Origin of the sequence: Nocardiopsis sp. NPDC006832, from assembly GCF_040635885.1 — a bacterium.
GTDB lineage: Bacteria > Actinomycetota > Actinomycetes > Streptosporangiales > Streptosporangiaceae > Nocardiopsis.
In genome coordinates this window covers 1-15,205 of the sequence record NZ_JBEYLC010000024.1, presented here as the reverse complement: position 1 = coordinate 15,205, position 15,205 = coordinate 1, and the positions used below count along the sequence as shown (strand labels likewise).

12 protein-coding genes are annotated in these 15,205 nt (G+C 70.5%); 4 read left to right on the top strand and 8 right to left on the bottom strand.

Going from position 1 to position 15,205, the window contains the following annotated elements; genetic code table 11:
• Positions 1–29: 29 nt before the first annotated feature.
• Complete coding sequence (treZ, locus tag ABZ717_RS13635) at positions 30–1,829, top strand: malto-oligosyltrehalose trehalohydrolase (protein WP_358509184.1); 1,800 nt, start codon at positions 30–32, stop codon at positions 1,827–1,829.
• Between the two features lie 113 nt (positions 1,830–1,942).
• Here the strand turns inward: treZ and guaD are convergent, their stop codons facing one another.
• From guaD to erm, 3 genes are all read right to left on the bottom strand, one after another.
• Positions 1,943–3,295, bottom strand: coding sequence for a guanine deaminase (gene guaD, locus ABZ717_RS13630; RefSeq protein WP_358509181.1), 1,353 nt, complete (start codon positions 3,293–3,295; stop codon positions 1,943–1,945).
• A gap of 178 nt (positions 3,296–3,473) precedes the next feature.
• Positions 3,474–4,049 (bottom strand): hypothetical protein, encoded by a 576-nt coding sequence (locus tag ABZ717_RS13625; protein WP_358509179.1) that lies wholly within the window; start codon positions 4,047–4,049, stop codon positions 3,474–3,476.
• A 62-nt stretch (positions 4,050–4,111) separates the two neighbouring features.
• The gene (gene erm, locus ABZ717_RS13620; protein ID WP_358509176.1) at positions 4,112–4,891 is read right to left on the bottom strand and encodes an ErmE/ErmH/ErmO/ErmR family 23S rRNA (adenine(2058)-N(6))-methyltransferase; all 780 of its coding nucleotides are present in this window, start codon (positions 4,889–4,891) and stop codon (positions 4,112–4,114) included.
• Between the two features lie 445 nt (positions 4,892–5,336).
• Between erm and ABZ717_RS13615 the strand changes: the two genes are divergently transcribed.
• A complete protein-coding gene (locus ABZ717_RS13615; RefSeq protein WP_358509173.1) occupies positions 5,337–6,038 on the top strand; it encodes a class I SAM-dependent methyltransferase in 702 nt (233 codons plus the stop codon).
• A 10-nt stretch (positions 6,039–6,048) separates the two neighbouring features.
• Here the strand turns inward: ABZ717_RS13615 and ABZ717_RS13610 are convergent, their stop codons facing one another.
• Positions 6,049–6,849: a phosphotransferase gene (locus ABZ717_RS13610; protein ID WP_358509171.1), complete on the bottom strand. Its 801-nt coding sequence runs from the start codon at positions 6,847–6,849 to the stop codon at positions 6,049–6,051.
• Between the two features lie 42 nt (positions 6,850–6,891).
• Entirely contained in the window at positions 6,892–8,187 is a 1,296-nt protein-coding gene (locus tag ABZ717_RS13605) for an MFS transporter (protein ID WP_358509168.1), read from the bottom strand.
• Between the two features lie 75 nt (positions 8,188–8,262).
• Between ABZ717_RS13605 and ABZ717_RS13600 the strand changes: the two genes are divergently transcribed.
• Positions 8,263–8,817: a helix-turn-helix domain-containing protein gene (locus ABZ717_RS13600; RefSeq protein WP_358509165.1), complete on the top strand. Its 555-nt coding sequence runs from the start codon at positions 8,263–8,265 to the stop codon at positions 8,815–8,817.
• A 61-nt stretch (positions 8,818–8,878) separates the two neighbouring features.
• Here ABZ717_RS13600 and ABZ717_RS13595 read toward each other — a convergent pair whose 3' ends face one another.
• Both ABZ717_RS13595 and ABZ717_RS13590 read right to left on the bottom strand, forming a co-directional pair.
• On the bottom strand, positions 8,879–11,137 hold the full coding sequence (locus tag ABZ717_RS13595; protein ID WP_358509162.1) for a DUF6351 family protein: 2,259 nt from the start codon (positions 11,135–11,137) through the stop codon (positions 8,879–8,881).
• Positions 11,138–11,386: 249 nt separating this feature from the next.
• Positions 11,387–11,950, bottom strand: a complete 564-nt coding sequence (locus ABZ717_RS13590) for a pyridoxamine 5'-phosphate oxidase family protein (protein WP_358509160.1) — start codon at positions 11,948–11,950, stop codon at positions 11,387–11,389.
• Positions 11,951–12,291: 341 nt separating this feature from the next.
• Between ABZ717_RS13590 and ABZ717_RS13585 the strand changes: the two genes are divergently transcribed.
• Entirely contained in the window at positions 12,292–12,948 is a 657-nt protein-coding gene (locus ABZ717_RS13585; RefSeq protein WP_067601144.1) for a response regulator transcription factor, read from the top strand.
• A 123-nt stretch (positions 12,949–13,071) separates the two neighbouring features.
• Here the strand turns inward: ABZ717_RS13585 and ABZ717_RS13580 are convergent, their stop codons facing one another.
• Positions 13,072–14,844 (bottom strand): GAF domain-containing protein, encoded by a 1,773-nt coding sequence (locus ABZ717_RS13580; protein WP_358509157.1) that lies wholly within the window; start codon positions 14,842–14,844, stop codon positions 13,072–13,074.
• Positions 14,845–15,205: the final 361 nt, after the last annotated feature.

Here is a 15,205-nt window from a genome sequence, read left to right as displayed (position 1 = left end):
GCTCGTCGTCCCTGGGTAGGTCACCGTGCGTGAACGAACCGAACCACCCCGCCACCCTCGGACGCGGCGTCCACGGAGACTTCTCGGTCTGGGCCCCCCAAGCCCACCGGGTGCGCGTGCGCGTCGACGGCACCGACCACCCCATGGACCGCGACGACCACGGATGGTGGCACGTCACGGTCGCCGGGGCCGGACCCGGATCCGACTACGCCTACCTGCTGGACGAGGACGAACGGGCCCTGCCGGACCCGCGCTCGCTGTGGCAACCCGAGGGCGTCCACACCAGCAGTCGGGTCTACGACCACGACGCCCACGTCTGGACCGACGCGGACTGGACCGGTCGCCCCCTCGCCGGGGCCGTGATCTACGAACTCCACGTGGGCACCTTCACCCGTGACGGCACCCTCACCGGCGCCATCGACCGCCTCGACCACCTGGTCGAACTCGGCGTCACCCACGTCGAACTCATGCCGCTCAACGCCTTCGACGGCACCCACGGCTGGGGCTACGACGGGGTCCTGTGGTCGGCGGTCCACGAACCCTACGGCGGGCCCGACGCCCTCAAGCGGTTCGTCGACGCCTGTCACCGGCGCGGCCTCGCCGTGCTGCTCGACGTGGTCTACAACCACCTGGGCCCCTCCGGCGCCTACCTGCCGCGCTTCGGCCCCTACTTCCTCGGCGAGAACGCCTGGGGCCCCTCCCTCAACCTGGACGGCCCCCACTCCGACCCCGTCCGCGACCTGATCGTCGAGGGAGCCCTGGACTGGCTGCGCCACTACCACCTGGACGGGCTGCGCCTGGACGCCGTGCACGCGATGAGGGACGACCGCGCCGTACCGATCCTGGTCGAACTCTCCGACGCCGTCGACGCCCTGGCGACCGGACTCGGCCGCCCCCTGTCCCTGATCGCCGAGTCCGACCGCAACGACCCTCGCACCGTCCTGCCCCGCGAGGCCGGCGGTCTGGGCATGACGGCCCAGTGGTCCGACGACCTGCACCACGCCCTGCACGTGGCGCTCACGGGGGAGACCCACGGCTACTACGCCGACTTCGCCGGCCCCCACGTGCTCGCCGACGTACTGCGACACGTGTTCCGGCACGACGGTGGGCCCTCTTCGTTCCGAGGGCGAAGCCACGGCGCACCGGTCGACACCCACCGCGTCCCGGGCAACCGGTTCCTGGGATACCTGGCCACCCACGATCAGATCGGCAACCGCGCCCGTGGCGACCGCAAGGGCGAACACCTCTCACCCGGTCTGCTCACCTGCGGCGCGGCGCTGGTGCTGTGCTCGCCCTACACCCCGATGATCTTCATGGGCGAGGAGTGGGGCGCCACCACCCCCTGGCCGTTCTTCGCGTCCTTCACCGACCCGGCCCTGATCGAGGGGGTACGCGCCGGGCGCCGCCGCGAGTTCGCCGCCCTGGGCTGGGCCGAGGAGGACGTCCCCGACCCCATGGACCCGGCCACCCGCGACGGCGCCGTCCTGGACTGGTCCGAGCCCGAGCGCGAACCCGGGGCGGTGGTCCTGGGGACCTATCGGGCGCTCATCGCCCTGCGCCGCACCGAACCCGAGTTGGCCGACCCGCGCCTGGACCGCTTCGAGGTGAGCGCGAGCGATGACGGCCGGGTACTCGTCCTGCACCGTGGCCGCTTGCGGCTGTTGTGCAACCTGTCCGCCGAGAAGGCCTCCGTCGAGTTGGACGCCGACCCCGGGGAACCCTTGCTCGTCACCGGACACACCCGGGTCGAAGGCACCCGGGTCGAGCTGCCGGGCGAGTCCTTCGCCGTCCTACGTGTCCGGCCCGCCCGTTCGGGCCGTTTCCGGTAGTCGGGCACGCGCCCACTCGGCCAGGTGCTCCCACACCATCCGCCCGAGGGCCTCGGCCCGGTCGGCCGCCGTGCGGTGCGGGCAGGTCCCGACGGTCGAGGGGCTCCTGTCGTTCAGCTCGCATCGGCCGGGACGTCCTCGGGACCGAGCGGGCGGCCCGCCACGTAGGTGCGGCGCACCGCCCGGTCATCGCCCAGGATCGACAACGCGAAGATCAGATCGGAGACCGACTCGGCCGTGTTCGTCCGCCGTGACAGCAGCGGCGTGGCTTGCGGGTCGAGCACCACCAGGTCGGCCTCGTGCCCCGGTGTGAGGGTGCCGACGTGGCGGTCGATGTCCAGGGCGACGGCGCCGCCCAGGGTGGCCAGGTACAGCGAACGCAGGGGATCCAGGCTGTGGCCGCGCAGCTGCGCCACCTTGTAGGCCTCACCCATGGTGGAGGGCAGCGAGAACGTGGTGCCCGCGCCCACGTCGGTGCCGAGTCCGACGTGCACGGGACGCTCGGGGTCCAGCGCCTCGTGCAACGGGAACAGACCACTGCCCAGGAAGTTGTTGGAAGTGGGGCAGTGCGCGATGGCGGTATCGGTGTCGTGGCAGAGCCGGAGTTCGTCCTCGCCCAGGTGCACGCCGTGGGCGTACACGGCGCGCCGACCGGTCAGACCGTGGTGGTGGTACACGTCCAGGTAACCGGAACGCTCGGGGAACAACTCGCGCACCCACGCGACCTCGTCCCGGTTCTCGGACAGGTGACCGTGCACGTGGACGTCGGGGAACTCGCGCCACAGCTCACCGGCGGCCGCCAGCTGTTCGTCGCTGCTGGTGGGGGCGAAACGCGGGGTGATCGCGTACATGTTCCGGCCCTTCCCGTGCCAGGCGCCGATCAGGTCCCGGGAGTCCCGGTAGCCGCTCTCCACCGTGTCGCGCAGGGCCTCGGGCGCGTTGCGGTCCATGAGGACCTTGCCGGCGATCATCCGCATACCGAGGGTGGAGGCCGCACCGAACAGGGCGTCCACCGAGTGGCGGTGCACGGTCGCGAAGGTCAGCGCCGTGGTGGTCCCGTTGCGCAGCAGCTCCGAGAGGAACCGGCGGGCCATCGCGGTGGCGTGCGTCGGATCGGCCATCTGCTCTTCGGCGACGTAGGTGTGGTTGCGCAACCAGTCGATGAGTTGGTCGCCGTGGGCGGCCATCATGTCGCTCTGCGCGTAGTGCGCGTGGGAGTCGATGAAGCCGGGCCCGACCAGACAGCCCGGGTGGTGATCCACCCGTGTGCCTTCGGGGAGTCCGGGCAGGACGTCGGTGGCCGGTCCGACCTCCCGGATCAGCCCGTCCTCGACCACGACCACCCCGTCGACCTGGTGGACGAAGCACTCCCGTATCGGTACGCGGAAGGGATCACCGGTGAAGTAGACGAGGTCTCCGCGTACGGCCGAGAGTTCACCTGCGGGGCAGGGCGGTGTGAGGGGCATCGGTCACGTCCTTGATCGGGTCCGGGGACAGGAGCGTGTCCGCGTAGACGGGGTAGGGTCCCCGCGGAACGCGGTGGGCTCCTCCTCACCGAGCGTATCCAGGCGACCGCCCTCGAACAGGGCGGCCCCGGCGACGAGGCCGGCCACGGTGATGGGCCCGATGTCCCGGTCCGAAGGGTCACTCCAGGGGGCCGGTCCAGGTGGCCTCGTCCTCGGCGTTGGTCATCACCACGGTCAGGTCCTGAGCGCTCTGCGGCGCCTCGCACTCCATGTCCATGGTGTGGGTCCCCGCCTCGGCCTCCGTGACCGGAGCGTCGCTGGTCGCGGGGGTGCCGGCCTCGTCGAAGAAACACTCCACGGACATGTTGCCCAGGCCGAACACCCGGCCGAGTTCGGGCACATCCACGGTCAGGGTGAAGCCGGCGTTCCCGGCTCCGTCGGTGGTGACGTCGTCCACGGTGTAGACCACGTCCTCCTCGATCCCTTCCTGGAACTCCTCCTCGTAGGCGCCCACCGGGTGCGGGAAGACGGCCGGCTCCCCGAAGGCCAGAGTGTCCCCGGCGTCGGGAGCACCGCTCTGGTCCGAAGTGCCCGGGGCGCCGCCCTCCCCCTCGTCGGCCTCATCGGTCGGGGCGGACCCGGTGGTCTCCTCCTCGGTGGCGGAGGTCTCCACCGGGTCCTCCAGCGCCATCTCCGCAGGGGAGGCGCACGCGGCAGCGGCGAGGACCAACGGCAACAACAGTGCGTAAGGCATTATTCGTCGCATAAACCCACGTTAGGTGAGGTCGGTGCGCGATCCCCGGCCTGGCCGGGGCCTCAATCGGTCAGAACACGCGTCAACGTCACCCACTGTCCGGGCGTCACCAACCCCACCGGTGCGCCGGCCGCGACCCGCGCCGTGCCCAGTGCCCTGGTCACCTTCCGTGCCGGGTACGCGCGGCGCAGGGACGCCGAAAGCGAACCGCCCACCCCACCGAAACCGAGTTCCACCAGGCACCGGTACTCGTCCAAGTGCTCCCGGGGCAGCAACGGTTCCTCCCGGGCGCGCAGCACCAGAACACCCGAGTCCACCCGTGGCACCGGACGGAACCTGCGCCGGTCGATCCGCCCGGCCAGGGTCCAGGACCACTCCGGCCAGCTCAGCACGGTCACCTTGCTCCACCGCCCGTAGGCCCCGGTGCGTTTGCGGGCGTACTCCAACTGGGTGACGAGCGTGGCCGAGGTCAGGTGGCGGGCCTCCAGACACCAACGGACGATGTCGGAGGTCCGTGAGTACGGGATGTTGCCGACCACCACGAAGGGGGAGCCCGGTGGACGCGATCGGGTGAAGTCCCCGCGCACCACCCGCAACCCGGGTGCGCGCTCCCGGTAGCGTTCGGCCAGTCGGTCGGCCAGACGCGGATCGAGTTCGTGGGCGATCACCCGCCGCGCGTCCCGGGTGAGGTGGCGGGTGAGGGCGCCCTCACCCGGACCCACCTCCAACACCAGGTCCTCGGGTCCCACTCGCGCGGTGCGCACCACCCAACGGGCGGTCGCCGGATCGGCGAGGAAGTTCTGGGACAGACGTCGACGGTCGTTGTTCCTGGCGCGTGCCATGCGTGCGTGGTCCGTTCCGCCACCGGGGGTGGCCGACGAGGGCGTGAACGGCACGACGGGACCCACGCCCGGCCAGGGCGCGTCAGAAAAGGGACAGGGTCCGCCGGCCGACCGCCCGAAAGGGAAAAGGGGCGTCGGCTGAGACCGGACCGGCGAAGACGCGGGTGCGACGAAGGACGAACCCGGCACCGCCGACGTCGCGCCGATGAGGACGCGGGAACGGCGGTGCGCTCAGAGGGGTTCGGCTACCGGGCCGGCTGAGCGGACCGGAGTCGTGCGTAGGCGACCGCGGGCCAGGCCTGTGGACCCTGGAAGATCGCGTGGAATGCTGCCATGACGTCCACGTTAGGGGAGGGCCATCCGCGCGGGCAACGCATTTTCCGCGAGGGCCATACTCCGGAAAACGGGTGGCCGTACCCGTCCCGAACACGGGATACTCGTCGCCATGGCCGACTTCTCCACCTTCGACACCCGCCACTATCGCACCGTGGACGTGGCCACCGGCTACGACGGATGGTCCACCACCTACGAGGAGTCCGTCCTTGACGCGATGGACCTGGGTCTGCTCGCCGGGCTCACCGCACCCGACTGGGGCACGATCGACCGCGCCGCCGACCTGGGGTGCGGAACCGGGCGCACCGGCGCCTGGCTTCGAGAACGCGGGATCCCACGCGTGGACGGTGTGGACCTGAGCGCCGGGATGCTCGCGCTGGCCGAGAAGCGCGGCGCCCACGCCACCCTCGCCCAAGGCGACGTGCGCGCCACCGGACTGCCCGCCGGCTCCTACGACCTGACCATCGCCTCGCTCATCGACGAGCACCTGCCCGGGCTCGACCCGCTCTACGCCGAGGCGTGGCGGCTCACCCGGCCCGGCGGGCACTTCGTCCTGGTCGCCTACCACCCGCAGTTCATCATGGTCTCGGGGATGCCCACCCACTTCACCGACGCCTCCGGTGAGGACGTCGCCATCACCACGCACGTCCACCACGTCGGTGACCACGTGCGCGCCGCCCTGGCCGCCGGGTGGCGGCTGGTGGCGTTGGAGGAGGCCGTGGTGGACGAGGGCTGGGTGGCGGCCAAACCCAAGTGGGAGAGGTTTCGCGGTCACCCCATCTCGGCCGCCTTCGTCTGGACCCGCCCCGCCTGAGGGGCCGCCGTCAGGGCGCGGTGAGCATCCGCGCCCATAGGTCCGCGTGGTGTTCGATGTGGTCGGCGGCCGGGCCCCAGTGGTCGGCGTGGCCCTCGGCGTGCAACCGCGCCCAGGGTTGTGTCCCGGTCCGCGCGCCCTCCTCCAGCAGTTCGAACATGCCGCGCACCCGGTGCAGCGCGGCCCAGGGCAGCGCCGCGCGCTGTTCGAGGTCGCAGCCGTAGCCGTCGGCCAGCGCCCGCAGACGCCGGCCGTCGATGTCGGGATCACCGCCGGCGTGCAGGGGTGCGAACCCGTGCGCCGCGTAGCCCAGATCGCCCATCCGGGTACCCGGGGCGGCGCCGTCCCAGTCGATGAAGCACCAGTGAGGCTCCGCGTTCCCGGTGTCCCGCCCGCCGACGACCAGGTTCCACGGGGCCAGGTCGTAGTGGCAGATGACCTCGCCCTCCTCCGGCGGGAAGACCGATCCCCACACGGGTTCGCCTCGCGGGATGAAGTCGGTGGTCAGGTCGTGCAGGCGCCGGATCAGCGCGCCCACCCGCCGCAGCCCGGCCGTGGACATCGGCGCCATCCGGTCGGCCAGGGTCCCGGGCACGTACTCCAGACACTGGGAACCCTCCGGGTGCCGCCCGTGCGTGGCGGGTGCGGCCGGATAGCCGTGCCGGTTCAGGTGACGCAGGAGTTCGGTGACGGCGGGGGAGGAGGGCAGCCACGGCTTGCGCACCGTGGCGCCCACGCGCAGCACGCTCTCGGCGACGTTGCCGCCCTCCAACACCTCGACGTCGTCCGGGGCGGGTTCGGTGGAACTCATGCGCCCCATCCTGACCGGGCTAGCGCCCATGGTCCATCGAATTCAGCGGGCTTCCCGGGCGAGGGCCTCGGCTTCGGCGGCGTCGAAGCGCGCGTCGCTCAGCCGGATCAACGGCAGCAACAGCAGCAACATCGACCCGCCCAGCAGCAGGTACATCGGCCTGAGCCCCATGAGGGAGGCGAGTACCCCGCCGGTGGCCGCGCCCAGCGGCATGGTGCCCCAGGCCAGCAGCCGGAAGACGCTGTTCACCCGGCCGAGAAGGTGGTCGGGGGTCAACCGCTGGCGTAGCGACACCACGATCACGTTCCAGACCATGATGGCGACACCGCCCGCGCACAGGCCCGCCGTCACCACCCACAGGTTCGTGCTCAGCCCGGGTACCCCGAGCAGCAGGGCGAACCCGACCACGGAGACGCGTAGCGCCCAGGTGCGCCCGCACCACCGTTCGGCCCACTCGACCAGGAAGGACCCGATCAGGCTGCCCACGGCGGTGGAGATCAGCAGCAGGCCGAACGCGGCCTCGTGCAACCCCAGGTGCGAACCGGGGCCCACCGCGTAGAGCACGAACACCGCGAAGGCCGCCTGGGTGGCGAAGTTGGACGCCCCGACCATGAGGGCGAACCGGCGCAGCAGTCGATTGCCCCATAGGAACCGCACTCCTTCGGCGATCTCGGTGCGCATGGTGGTGGCCGGCCCGGTCCTCTTCACCCGGAATCGGCCCTTGACCAGCAGCAACATTCCCACGGCGGCGGCCCACAGCGCCGCCGGGGTGACGAAGGCCAAGGCGACACCGACCGCCACCAGGGCGCTGCCGAGTGGCGGGCCGATGAACTCCTGCCCGGTCAGTTCCGCCGCGTACAGGCGGCCGTTGGCCCGGGACAGACTGCTCCGGGGGACGATCTGCGGAAGGATCGACTGGGCGGAGGTGTCGTAGAGGGTCTCGGTGACCCCGATGGCGAAGGCGAACGCGTACAGCAGCCAGATCGAACCGAACCCCAGGGACAGGGAGAGCACCAGCAGCACGAGGAGGGCGGCGCGCACGACGTTGGCGCCGACCATGGCCACTCGGCGGTCGAGCCGGTCGGCCAGGACACCGGAGGGTAACGCGAAGAGTAACCAGGGCAGGCTCAGCGCGGTGGCCACTCCGGCGATCAGTAGGGGTGAGTCGGTCAGGCGCAGGGCCACCAGGGGCAGGGCGGCCTTGAGGGCGCCGTCGGCGAGGTTGGACAGCCCTGAGGAGGTCCATAGCCGCCAGTAGGGGCCGCCCAGTGGTCCGGGGGCGGTCGTGGTGGTGCCGGACGGAGGGGTGGAGGGCGTGTGCCCGTCGTTCTCGGCCATGGATCGACGATGACAGATCGATTGATAAAACTCAATCGATTGGCTTCAATCTATCGACCCGGTAGCGTTGCCCACATGAGTGAGTCGGAGCCGGCCCCGCCCGCCGCGTTCGAGCCGGGCAAGCGCCGCCCCGCCACCGCCCAGGAGGCCAAGGCCCTCGGGCACCCCCTGCGCCTGCGCATCCTCCGCGAGTGCCGATTGCGCGAACTCACCAACAAGGAGCTCGCCGACCGCCTGGAGACCTCACCCGGCACGGTCCTCTACCACGTCCGGCAGTTGGTGGAGGCGGGGCTCCTGACGGCCGCCCCGGTCCGCACCGGCAGTGGGGGAGCCCTGGAGAAGCCCTACCGTGCCACCGCCGTGACCTGGTGGCTGGACGGTCCGCTCGCGGACGAGGAACCGATCGCGCGGGCCGCGCCGGTCCAGGCCTTCCAAGACGAACTCGCCCAGGCCGGGCCCGAGTCGCTGCGCACCTACGCCCGCTTCGTCCTGCACCTGAGCGACGACGGGCTCCAGGAACTGGACCGGCGAATCCTGGCCATTCTGGACGAATACGTGGCCACCGACGAGGAACGCCTCGACCAGCCCGCCTACGGCGGCATCTTCGTCCTACACCGCCCCGCGGACTGACCCCGCGGTCATCCGTTCGGCCTCGTCGGCTCCGCCGGCCCCGGGCACGGTCGTGGCGGGCTCAGAAGAACTGCCAGGGCCCCTTCGGCGGTCGCTGATCCACCCCCGGACGCGACCAGTCGCACACCCCTTCCGCGAAGACCTCCCGGGCTCGTTCGGCCTGTTCGTCGTCGAACTCCACCGGATGCTCACTCTCGTCGAAGGGGGTGAGCCGGCACTTGACCACGTCCGAAGCGAGCGGGCCGCCCGCCACCGTCCGCGGCGAACCGTGCACGGGGAAGGCGTCCGCGCACCGGTCGCCCTGACCGGCCGGCAGGGGCAGTTGGGGCGCGACCACACGCTCGCCCCCGATCCAACAGGAATCGGTCAGCCAGTCCGGGCGGGTGCGCTCCACCCGCTCGATCGGGGTGGAGCGCGGGCGCACCCGCGCGTCGTCGGCGGCCGCGCTCACCCAGGAGTCCAGCTCCCTCAGTGCGCGCCCGGCGACCGGGCTCGATGAGTCGAAGACCCCCGACCGGTAGGGCTCGACCAGCATCACGTGGTTGGCGTCGGTGCCGTTGGCCTGGACCAACCGCTCCCGGGTGGAGAAGGAGTGGTAGCGCATGTGGATGTCACCGCCCGGTGTGTCGTCCTGGTAGGGGCGGTGGTCCACCACGGGGACGTCGGCCAGCCCGCCGCCCCCGTGCAACAACCGGCCGCTGTCGTAGGCCGCCGCGATGGCCTCCGGGTCGCCCTCGGTACGTTCGGCCACCACCTGACCGTCCGCGTCGAGTCCACCGATGTGCTCGTTCAGGTGCAAGAACGCGTCCACGTCGATGTCCCCGGCCATCAGCGCAGACAGACCGTACTGGACACCGACGTTGTCCAACGGCCGCCGGGGCAGCCCGGTGCCGGGATCGGTCCCGTAGACGTTGACGGTGTGCGAGTACAGGTCGCAGCGCGCCCCGTCGGGGTTGTCCTCGGGGTGGTAGCGCTCGGATTCGGGCAGTGAGTCCGGGCACACGCCCCGCGGATCGATCCGCGACGCCGCGCCGGCCATCGCCGTCACCCCCTCGGGGCCACCGAACCCGGAGACCTCGCCCACCTGATCGGGGGTGAGCGCCTCGGGGTGCCTCTCGGCGTAGGAACGCAGCAACAGCGCGTCGGTCGCCGCCGGAGTGGTCGCGAAACCCACATCCGGGTAGCTCTGCGAGACCAAAATCCCGTCCAGCAGCCCGGGCTGGTTGTCGGTGATCTGGTGGGCCTGGTACGAACCCCCGGAGGACCCCCAGCCCAGGGTGTGGTCGGGGGAGCCGTAGGCGAGGGTGAAACGTTCCTTGGTGGCCGCCATGGTCTCGGCGGCGAGGAGGTCGTTGCAGTTGTTGCCGAACACGTTCAAGGACGCCGAGGCCACCGCGTACCCCTGGGAGAGCATGCCGTGGTCCACCACCCCGGCGGTGTGGTCGCCCTGCGTGTACCAACCGCCCGGGCAGCCACCGCCGAACTTGTACACCAGGCGCCGATTCCAACCTTCGGGGGAGGTCCACGGGTCGGGTTCGGGGTCGCGGGGATCATGCAGTAGGGCCGTCTCGTACACCGAACGGTTGGCCGTCCCGGTCTCCACCCGCACGGTGTAGGGCACCTCCGCCCCGGTGGAGGTGGTCGTGGTGGCCACGTCGGTGGGCAGCCGGTCCCGGTCCGGCAACGCCTTGAACTCCTCGTCGGTGGATCGGTACACGTACCCCACACGGGTGGTGACCGAGCAGTCCTCGTCCAGGGCGGCGCCCAGCGTCCCGCCCCAGGCCAGGTCGAAGTCCTCGGTCCGACACACGAACGGTTCCTGGTGCGGCCCGGAGAACACCGGCCCCGACAACGGGTGGGCGGTCACGATCAGCTCCACCGGTTCGGGCGCGGAGCCGCCCTCCCGGGTCGTCTCCTCCTCCGCGGCCTCGATCGAGGCCACCAGTGAGTTGGTCCCCTCGGACAGGTTCGAGACCGTCCCCTCCAACACCGGGCCCACCCCGGGTAGAAGCACCCGCCGCAGCGCCTCGGTGACGTCATCGCCATTCGATTCCAGCCGCACCCGGTGGGGTTGGTGGGGGGCCGGCGGCGTCACTCGGACCAGTACCGTCTCGCCCATGACGGTGTCGGGCCGAGAGGACAGCACCTCGACGGCGAGCCCGTCCTCGGCGGTCCGCGAAAGGGGCTCCAACGGCGCCGCCGAAGGGGGAGTGTTCAGCGCGGTGGCGTGTTCGGGCACCGCGGCGCCCGAGACGGAGAACAACGTCGCGACACCGGCCGCACCCGCGCCCAGGGCCACTCGTCGCCAGGTCGTCCTCATCACGGCGCCCCCGGACATGGAGGGGCGGCGGCGAGGGTCGGGGGCCGAAGAGGAACGAACCGGTCGATGGCACATGCCGGCATGCTCTCCGCGCCACGTCCCCGCGAAGGGGGGACGCACCGTGTCGGGAACCGGCTTTGCATTCCCATGCCGCCATCGATACCCGGAAAGACGACAGAACGAACAAAAAGGCCGGGTGTTCGGATCCTTCCTGATCCGGACACCCGGTCCATGTGCGTGTTCGCGGGATCAGGCCCGCTGGATCTCCCGACCGCTGATCCGGGCCGGGACGATCTTCAGGACCTGGTCCCGCGGGCCGGCCGCCCATGGTCGCGGCATACGGCCCTGCGGGACGCGTTCCAACTCCCCGTCGTCACGGACCCACCGGCAACGCCCCGAACACAGCACGCTCCACCCCTCACGGCGTTCCTCGTCGAGGTGGTCGACCTGGAAGGCCGCGTACCCGCGCGCGTAACGCATGATGGAGCCGGCCAACGTCGAGCGGAACACGATCGTGTCGTTGAGCAGCGCGTAGTTGACGGGCAGCACCGTCGGCGCGGCGTCCCCGTCGATGGTGAAGGCCACCCGCCCGATGTCCCGTGTGGCCAACAGGTTCAGACAGGTCTGACGCTCCAGGACGGTGAACGAGACCTGCCCGCCGGTGGACAGGTCCGCGCCCAGCGATCGCCGCTCGCCCTCGTGTAGACGTTCGGTGCCCGCGAACTCCTCCGACGCCGTGCGCTGTTCCGGTGGCGATCCGGGTCCCGTGTCCCGCCCGCTCCTGGACGCCCCGGCGTCGCTTGTTCCAACCACCACAAGCCCCCCGAAATCCGGTACCTTCCGTGCATCCGCCCTCTTCATCGTCGTCCGTCCACGAACACCGGAAAAGGGGCCGGGATCCCCCTGATCCACGGCGAAGGTCCTCGTTCGCGCATTACCCGTCGGGACACAGGACTCAAACGGGAAGGGACGTTCGCCCCCTCTGGTGGCGAACACACCCGGATAGGGTGGTAACACCTGGTCCGAGCCTTCGGACCGAGGGCGAACACACGGCTCGCAACCGCCCGACGGTGCGCCACAACGGGCGGCGAAGGCCCACAACCCAAGGCGGCGCTGCCGCCTCAGGTCACCAGTGCTATGGAGGTGCGCACCTGATGGGCGGCGACAGATCGATCCGGGTGTTCCTGGTCGACGACCACGAGATCGTCCGGAGAGGCGTGGGGTCACTCCTCGACGACGAGGAGGGCATCGAGGTGGTCGGCGAGGCCGGTACCGCCGCGCAGGCCCTGGCCAGGGTGCCCGCGCTCCGACCCGACGTGGTCGTACTCGACGTTCGACTCCCCGACGGTGATGGTGTCACCGTCTGCCGGGAGATCCGGTCGATGCTTCCCGACACCCACATGCTCATGCTCACGTCCTACTCCGACGATGAGGCCCTCTACGGGGCGGTCATGGCGGGTGCCGCCGGCTACATCCTCAAACAGATCCACGGAACCGACCTCGTCGGCGCCGTCCGCACGGTCGCCCAGGGGCGATCCCTGCTGGACCCGGAGTCGACCGCGCGCATGCTCAAGCGATTGCGCGACGAGGCCGGCCGCAAGGACCCGCTCAGCGAGCTCACCGAACAGGAACGCCGTGTCCTGGAGCTCATCGGTGAGGGACTCACCAACCGGGAGATCGGCGCCAGGATGTACCTGGCGGAGAAGACCGTGAAGAACTACGTGTCCCGAGTCCTGGCCAAGCTCGGCATGGCCCGCCGTACCCAGGCGGCGGCCTACGCGGTGCGTCTGTCCATGGACCAGAGCGCCTGAGCCGTGCGGAACGGACAAGGAGTCGGGCCTCCCGAAGGGGGCGGGCCCGGCTCCTTGTCCGCTCTCAGGGGTTGTCGAGGCAACGGGATTTCGAAACGCCTCGGATCCGACCGCCGGGCCCGATCAACCTTCCAGGGTCTGTCCCTCACGCTGGACGGGCGCGGACCACTCCACCACCGTGCCCTCGCCGGGGCCGGAGGCCACCGCCATCGCACCGCCCAACTCCTCGGCGCGCGAGGCCAGGTTGCGCAACCCGCTGCGCGCCACTCCCTCGGGGACGCCACGGCCGTTGTCGGACACCCGCAACACGACCTCACCGTTGTCCACCGACAGCTCCACGTCCACCGAGGTCGCCCCCGAGTGCCGGGCCACGTTGGACAGCAGCTCACGCAGCACCGGGATCAGGTGCTCGCCCACCCGCTCGTCCACGGCGTTGTCCACCGGGCCCTGGGTGAGCAGCCTGGGCGCGAAGCCCAACGTCTCAGCGGAGGCGTTGACCAACTCCAGCACCCGCGAACGCAACCACGAGGAGTCGTCCTCACCCGAACTCTGTAGGGCGAAGATGGTCGACCGGATCTGTCGGATGGTGTCGTCCAGGTCGTCCACCGCGCCCTGCACCCGCTTGGAGGAGGTCGCGTCGTCGATCCGTCGCACCGTGCCCATCAACGTGATGGCGGTGGCGTACAGCCGCTGGATGACGGTGTCGTGCAGGTCGCGGGCGATCCGGTCCCGATCCTCCAGCACGCTCAACCGTTCCGAGTCCAGGCGGGCCTCGGCCAACTCCAGGGCGACCGCCGCCTGGTTCGTGAACGACGACAACATGTTCGACCAGCTGTCCTGGAAGTCCTCTCGGCCGCGGTCCCGGGCCAGCACCAGCACACCTCGGGCCCCGTCGGGCGGACCGAACGGCAGCACCAGCACGGGACCGACCCCCATCCGGGTGAGGAAGCCGACCCCGAGGTGCTCGAACTCGGACACGTCCGTCTGAAGTGGGGTGCCGCTCAGGTAGACCCGGCCCAGCAGGGTGTCCTCGGCCCGGGTCAGGGTCGCCCCGCGCGCCCCCGCCGCCAAGGACTCGCACTGGTCCTCGGGGCCGTCCCACACCCGCACCGTGAGGGTCTCGGGGTCCTCGCCGGGCATGGCGATGATCGCGATGTCGGAGTGCGCCATCACCCGGGCCCGGCGCGCCACCAGGCGCAATACCTCCTCGGGTGCGGCCCCGGACAGCAACCGGGTGGTGATCTGCCCGGAGGCGTCCAGCCAGGTCTCACGGCTCTGGGTCTGCGCGAACAGTTGGGCGTTCTCGATCGCGGTGCCCGCGGCCGTCGCCAGGGCGCGCATCAGGAGTTCGTCGTCGCCGGTGAACTCCGTACCGTCGTGCTTGTCGGTCATGTAGAGGTTGCCGAACACCTTGTCGCGGATGCGGATCGGCACCCCCAGGAAGGTGTGCATCGGCGGGTGCCCCTCGGGGAACCCCCGCGACTCGGGGTGGTCGCTCACCTCTTTGAGCCGCAACGGCTCGGGTTCCTTGATGAGCAGCCCGAGGATGCCCTCGCCCCGGGGCCAGTGGTCGATGGAGGAGATCTCGTGGGGTTCCAGACCCACCGGGATGAACCGACTCATGTTCCCGTCGGGACCGATCACCCCCAGGGCTCCGTAGCGCGCGTTCACCAGTCCGGTGGCGGTCTCGGCGATCCGCAGCAGGAGGGGGTCCAGTTCGAGGCCCTCACCGATGGAGATGACCGCTTCCAGGAGGGTGTGGACGCGTTCCTGTTTGCGGGAGATCTCGGTCAATCGGGACCGGACCTCGTCGAGCAGGTCGTCCAACCGAACCTGGGGCAGGGACAGCCGGTCGTGTTCGTGAGGATCGAAGTGGTCGCCGTCTGTCTCACTCATGGGGACTCTTTCCGGCTGCTGTCCAAAGGTTCCACAACCGAGTCTATGGGCGTTCTGTACGGGTTCGACTCGCCCCCACGAACTACGACGTGCCTCAAGTCACCCACCCTGACCGGCTACTTTCCCGAGCTGTCACTCCGTCGCACGCAAGTGCCGAAGGCCTCCGGTAAAGGGGTCTTTGGACCATTCTTCACGGCGGTCCCACCCATGTCCCTTTCCCGCCGGACTTCACCTGCTCAGTGCTCCGTCGACAGGTGGCCGGCCTTAGAGCGTGTTTGAGAAGGGGTAACGGTCCGGGCACTTCCCCCACGCTGCTGCTGTCAGGCCGCAAGCATGAGCCCCATGCCGCGACGCCCGACCT

Coding starts and splice junctions, on each gene's coding strand:
- guaD (WP_358509181.1), bottom strand. CDS start 3,295: ATGCCCCTCACACCGCCCTGCCCCGCAGGTGAACTCTCGGCCGTACGC.
- ABZ717_RS13625 (WP_358509179.1), bottom strand. CDS start 4,049: ATGCCTTACGCACTGTTGTTGCCGTTGGTCCTCGCCGCTGCCGCGTGC.
- erm (WP_358509176.1), bottom strand. CDS start 4,891: ATGGCACGCGCCAGGAACAACGACCGTCGACGTCTGTCCCAGAACTTC.
- ABZ717_RS13615 (WP_358509173.1), top strand. CDS start 5,337: ATGGCCGACTTCTCCACCTTCGACACCCGCCACTATCGCACCGTGGAC.
- ABZ717_RS13610 (WP_358509171.1), bottom strand. CDS start 6,849: ATGAGTTCCACCGAACCCGCCCCGGACGACGTCGAGGTGTTGGAGGGC.
- ABZ717_RS13605 (WP_358509168.1), bottom strand. CDS start 8,187: ATGGCCGAGAACGACGGGCACACGCCCTCCACCCCTCCGTCCGGCACC.
- ABZ717_RS13600 (WP_358509165.1), top strand. CDS start 8,263: ATGAGTGAGTCGGAGCCGGCCCCGCCCGCCGCGTTCGAGCCGGGCAAG.
- ABZ717_RS13595 (WP_358509162.1), bottom strand. CDS start 11,137: ATGAGGACGACCTGGCGACGAGTGGCCCTGGGCGCGGGTGCGGCCGGT.
- ABZ717_RS13585 (WP_067601144.1), top strand. CDS start 12,292: ATGGGCGGCGACAGATCGATCCGGGTGTTCCTGGTCGACGACCACGAG.
- ABZ717_RS13580 (WP_358509157.1), bottom strand. CDS start 14,844: ATGAGTGAGACAGACGGCGACCACTTCGATCCTCACGAACACGACCGG.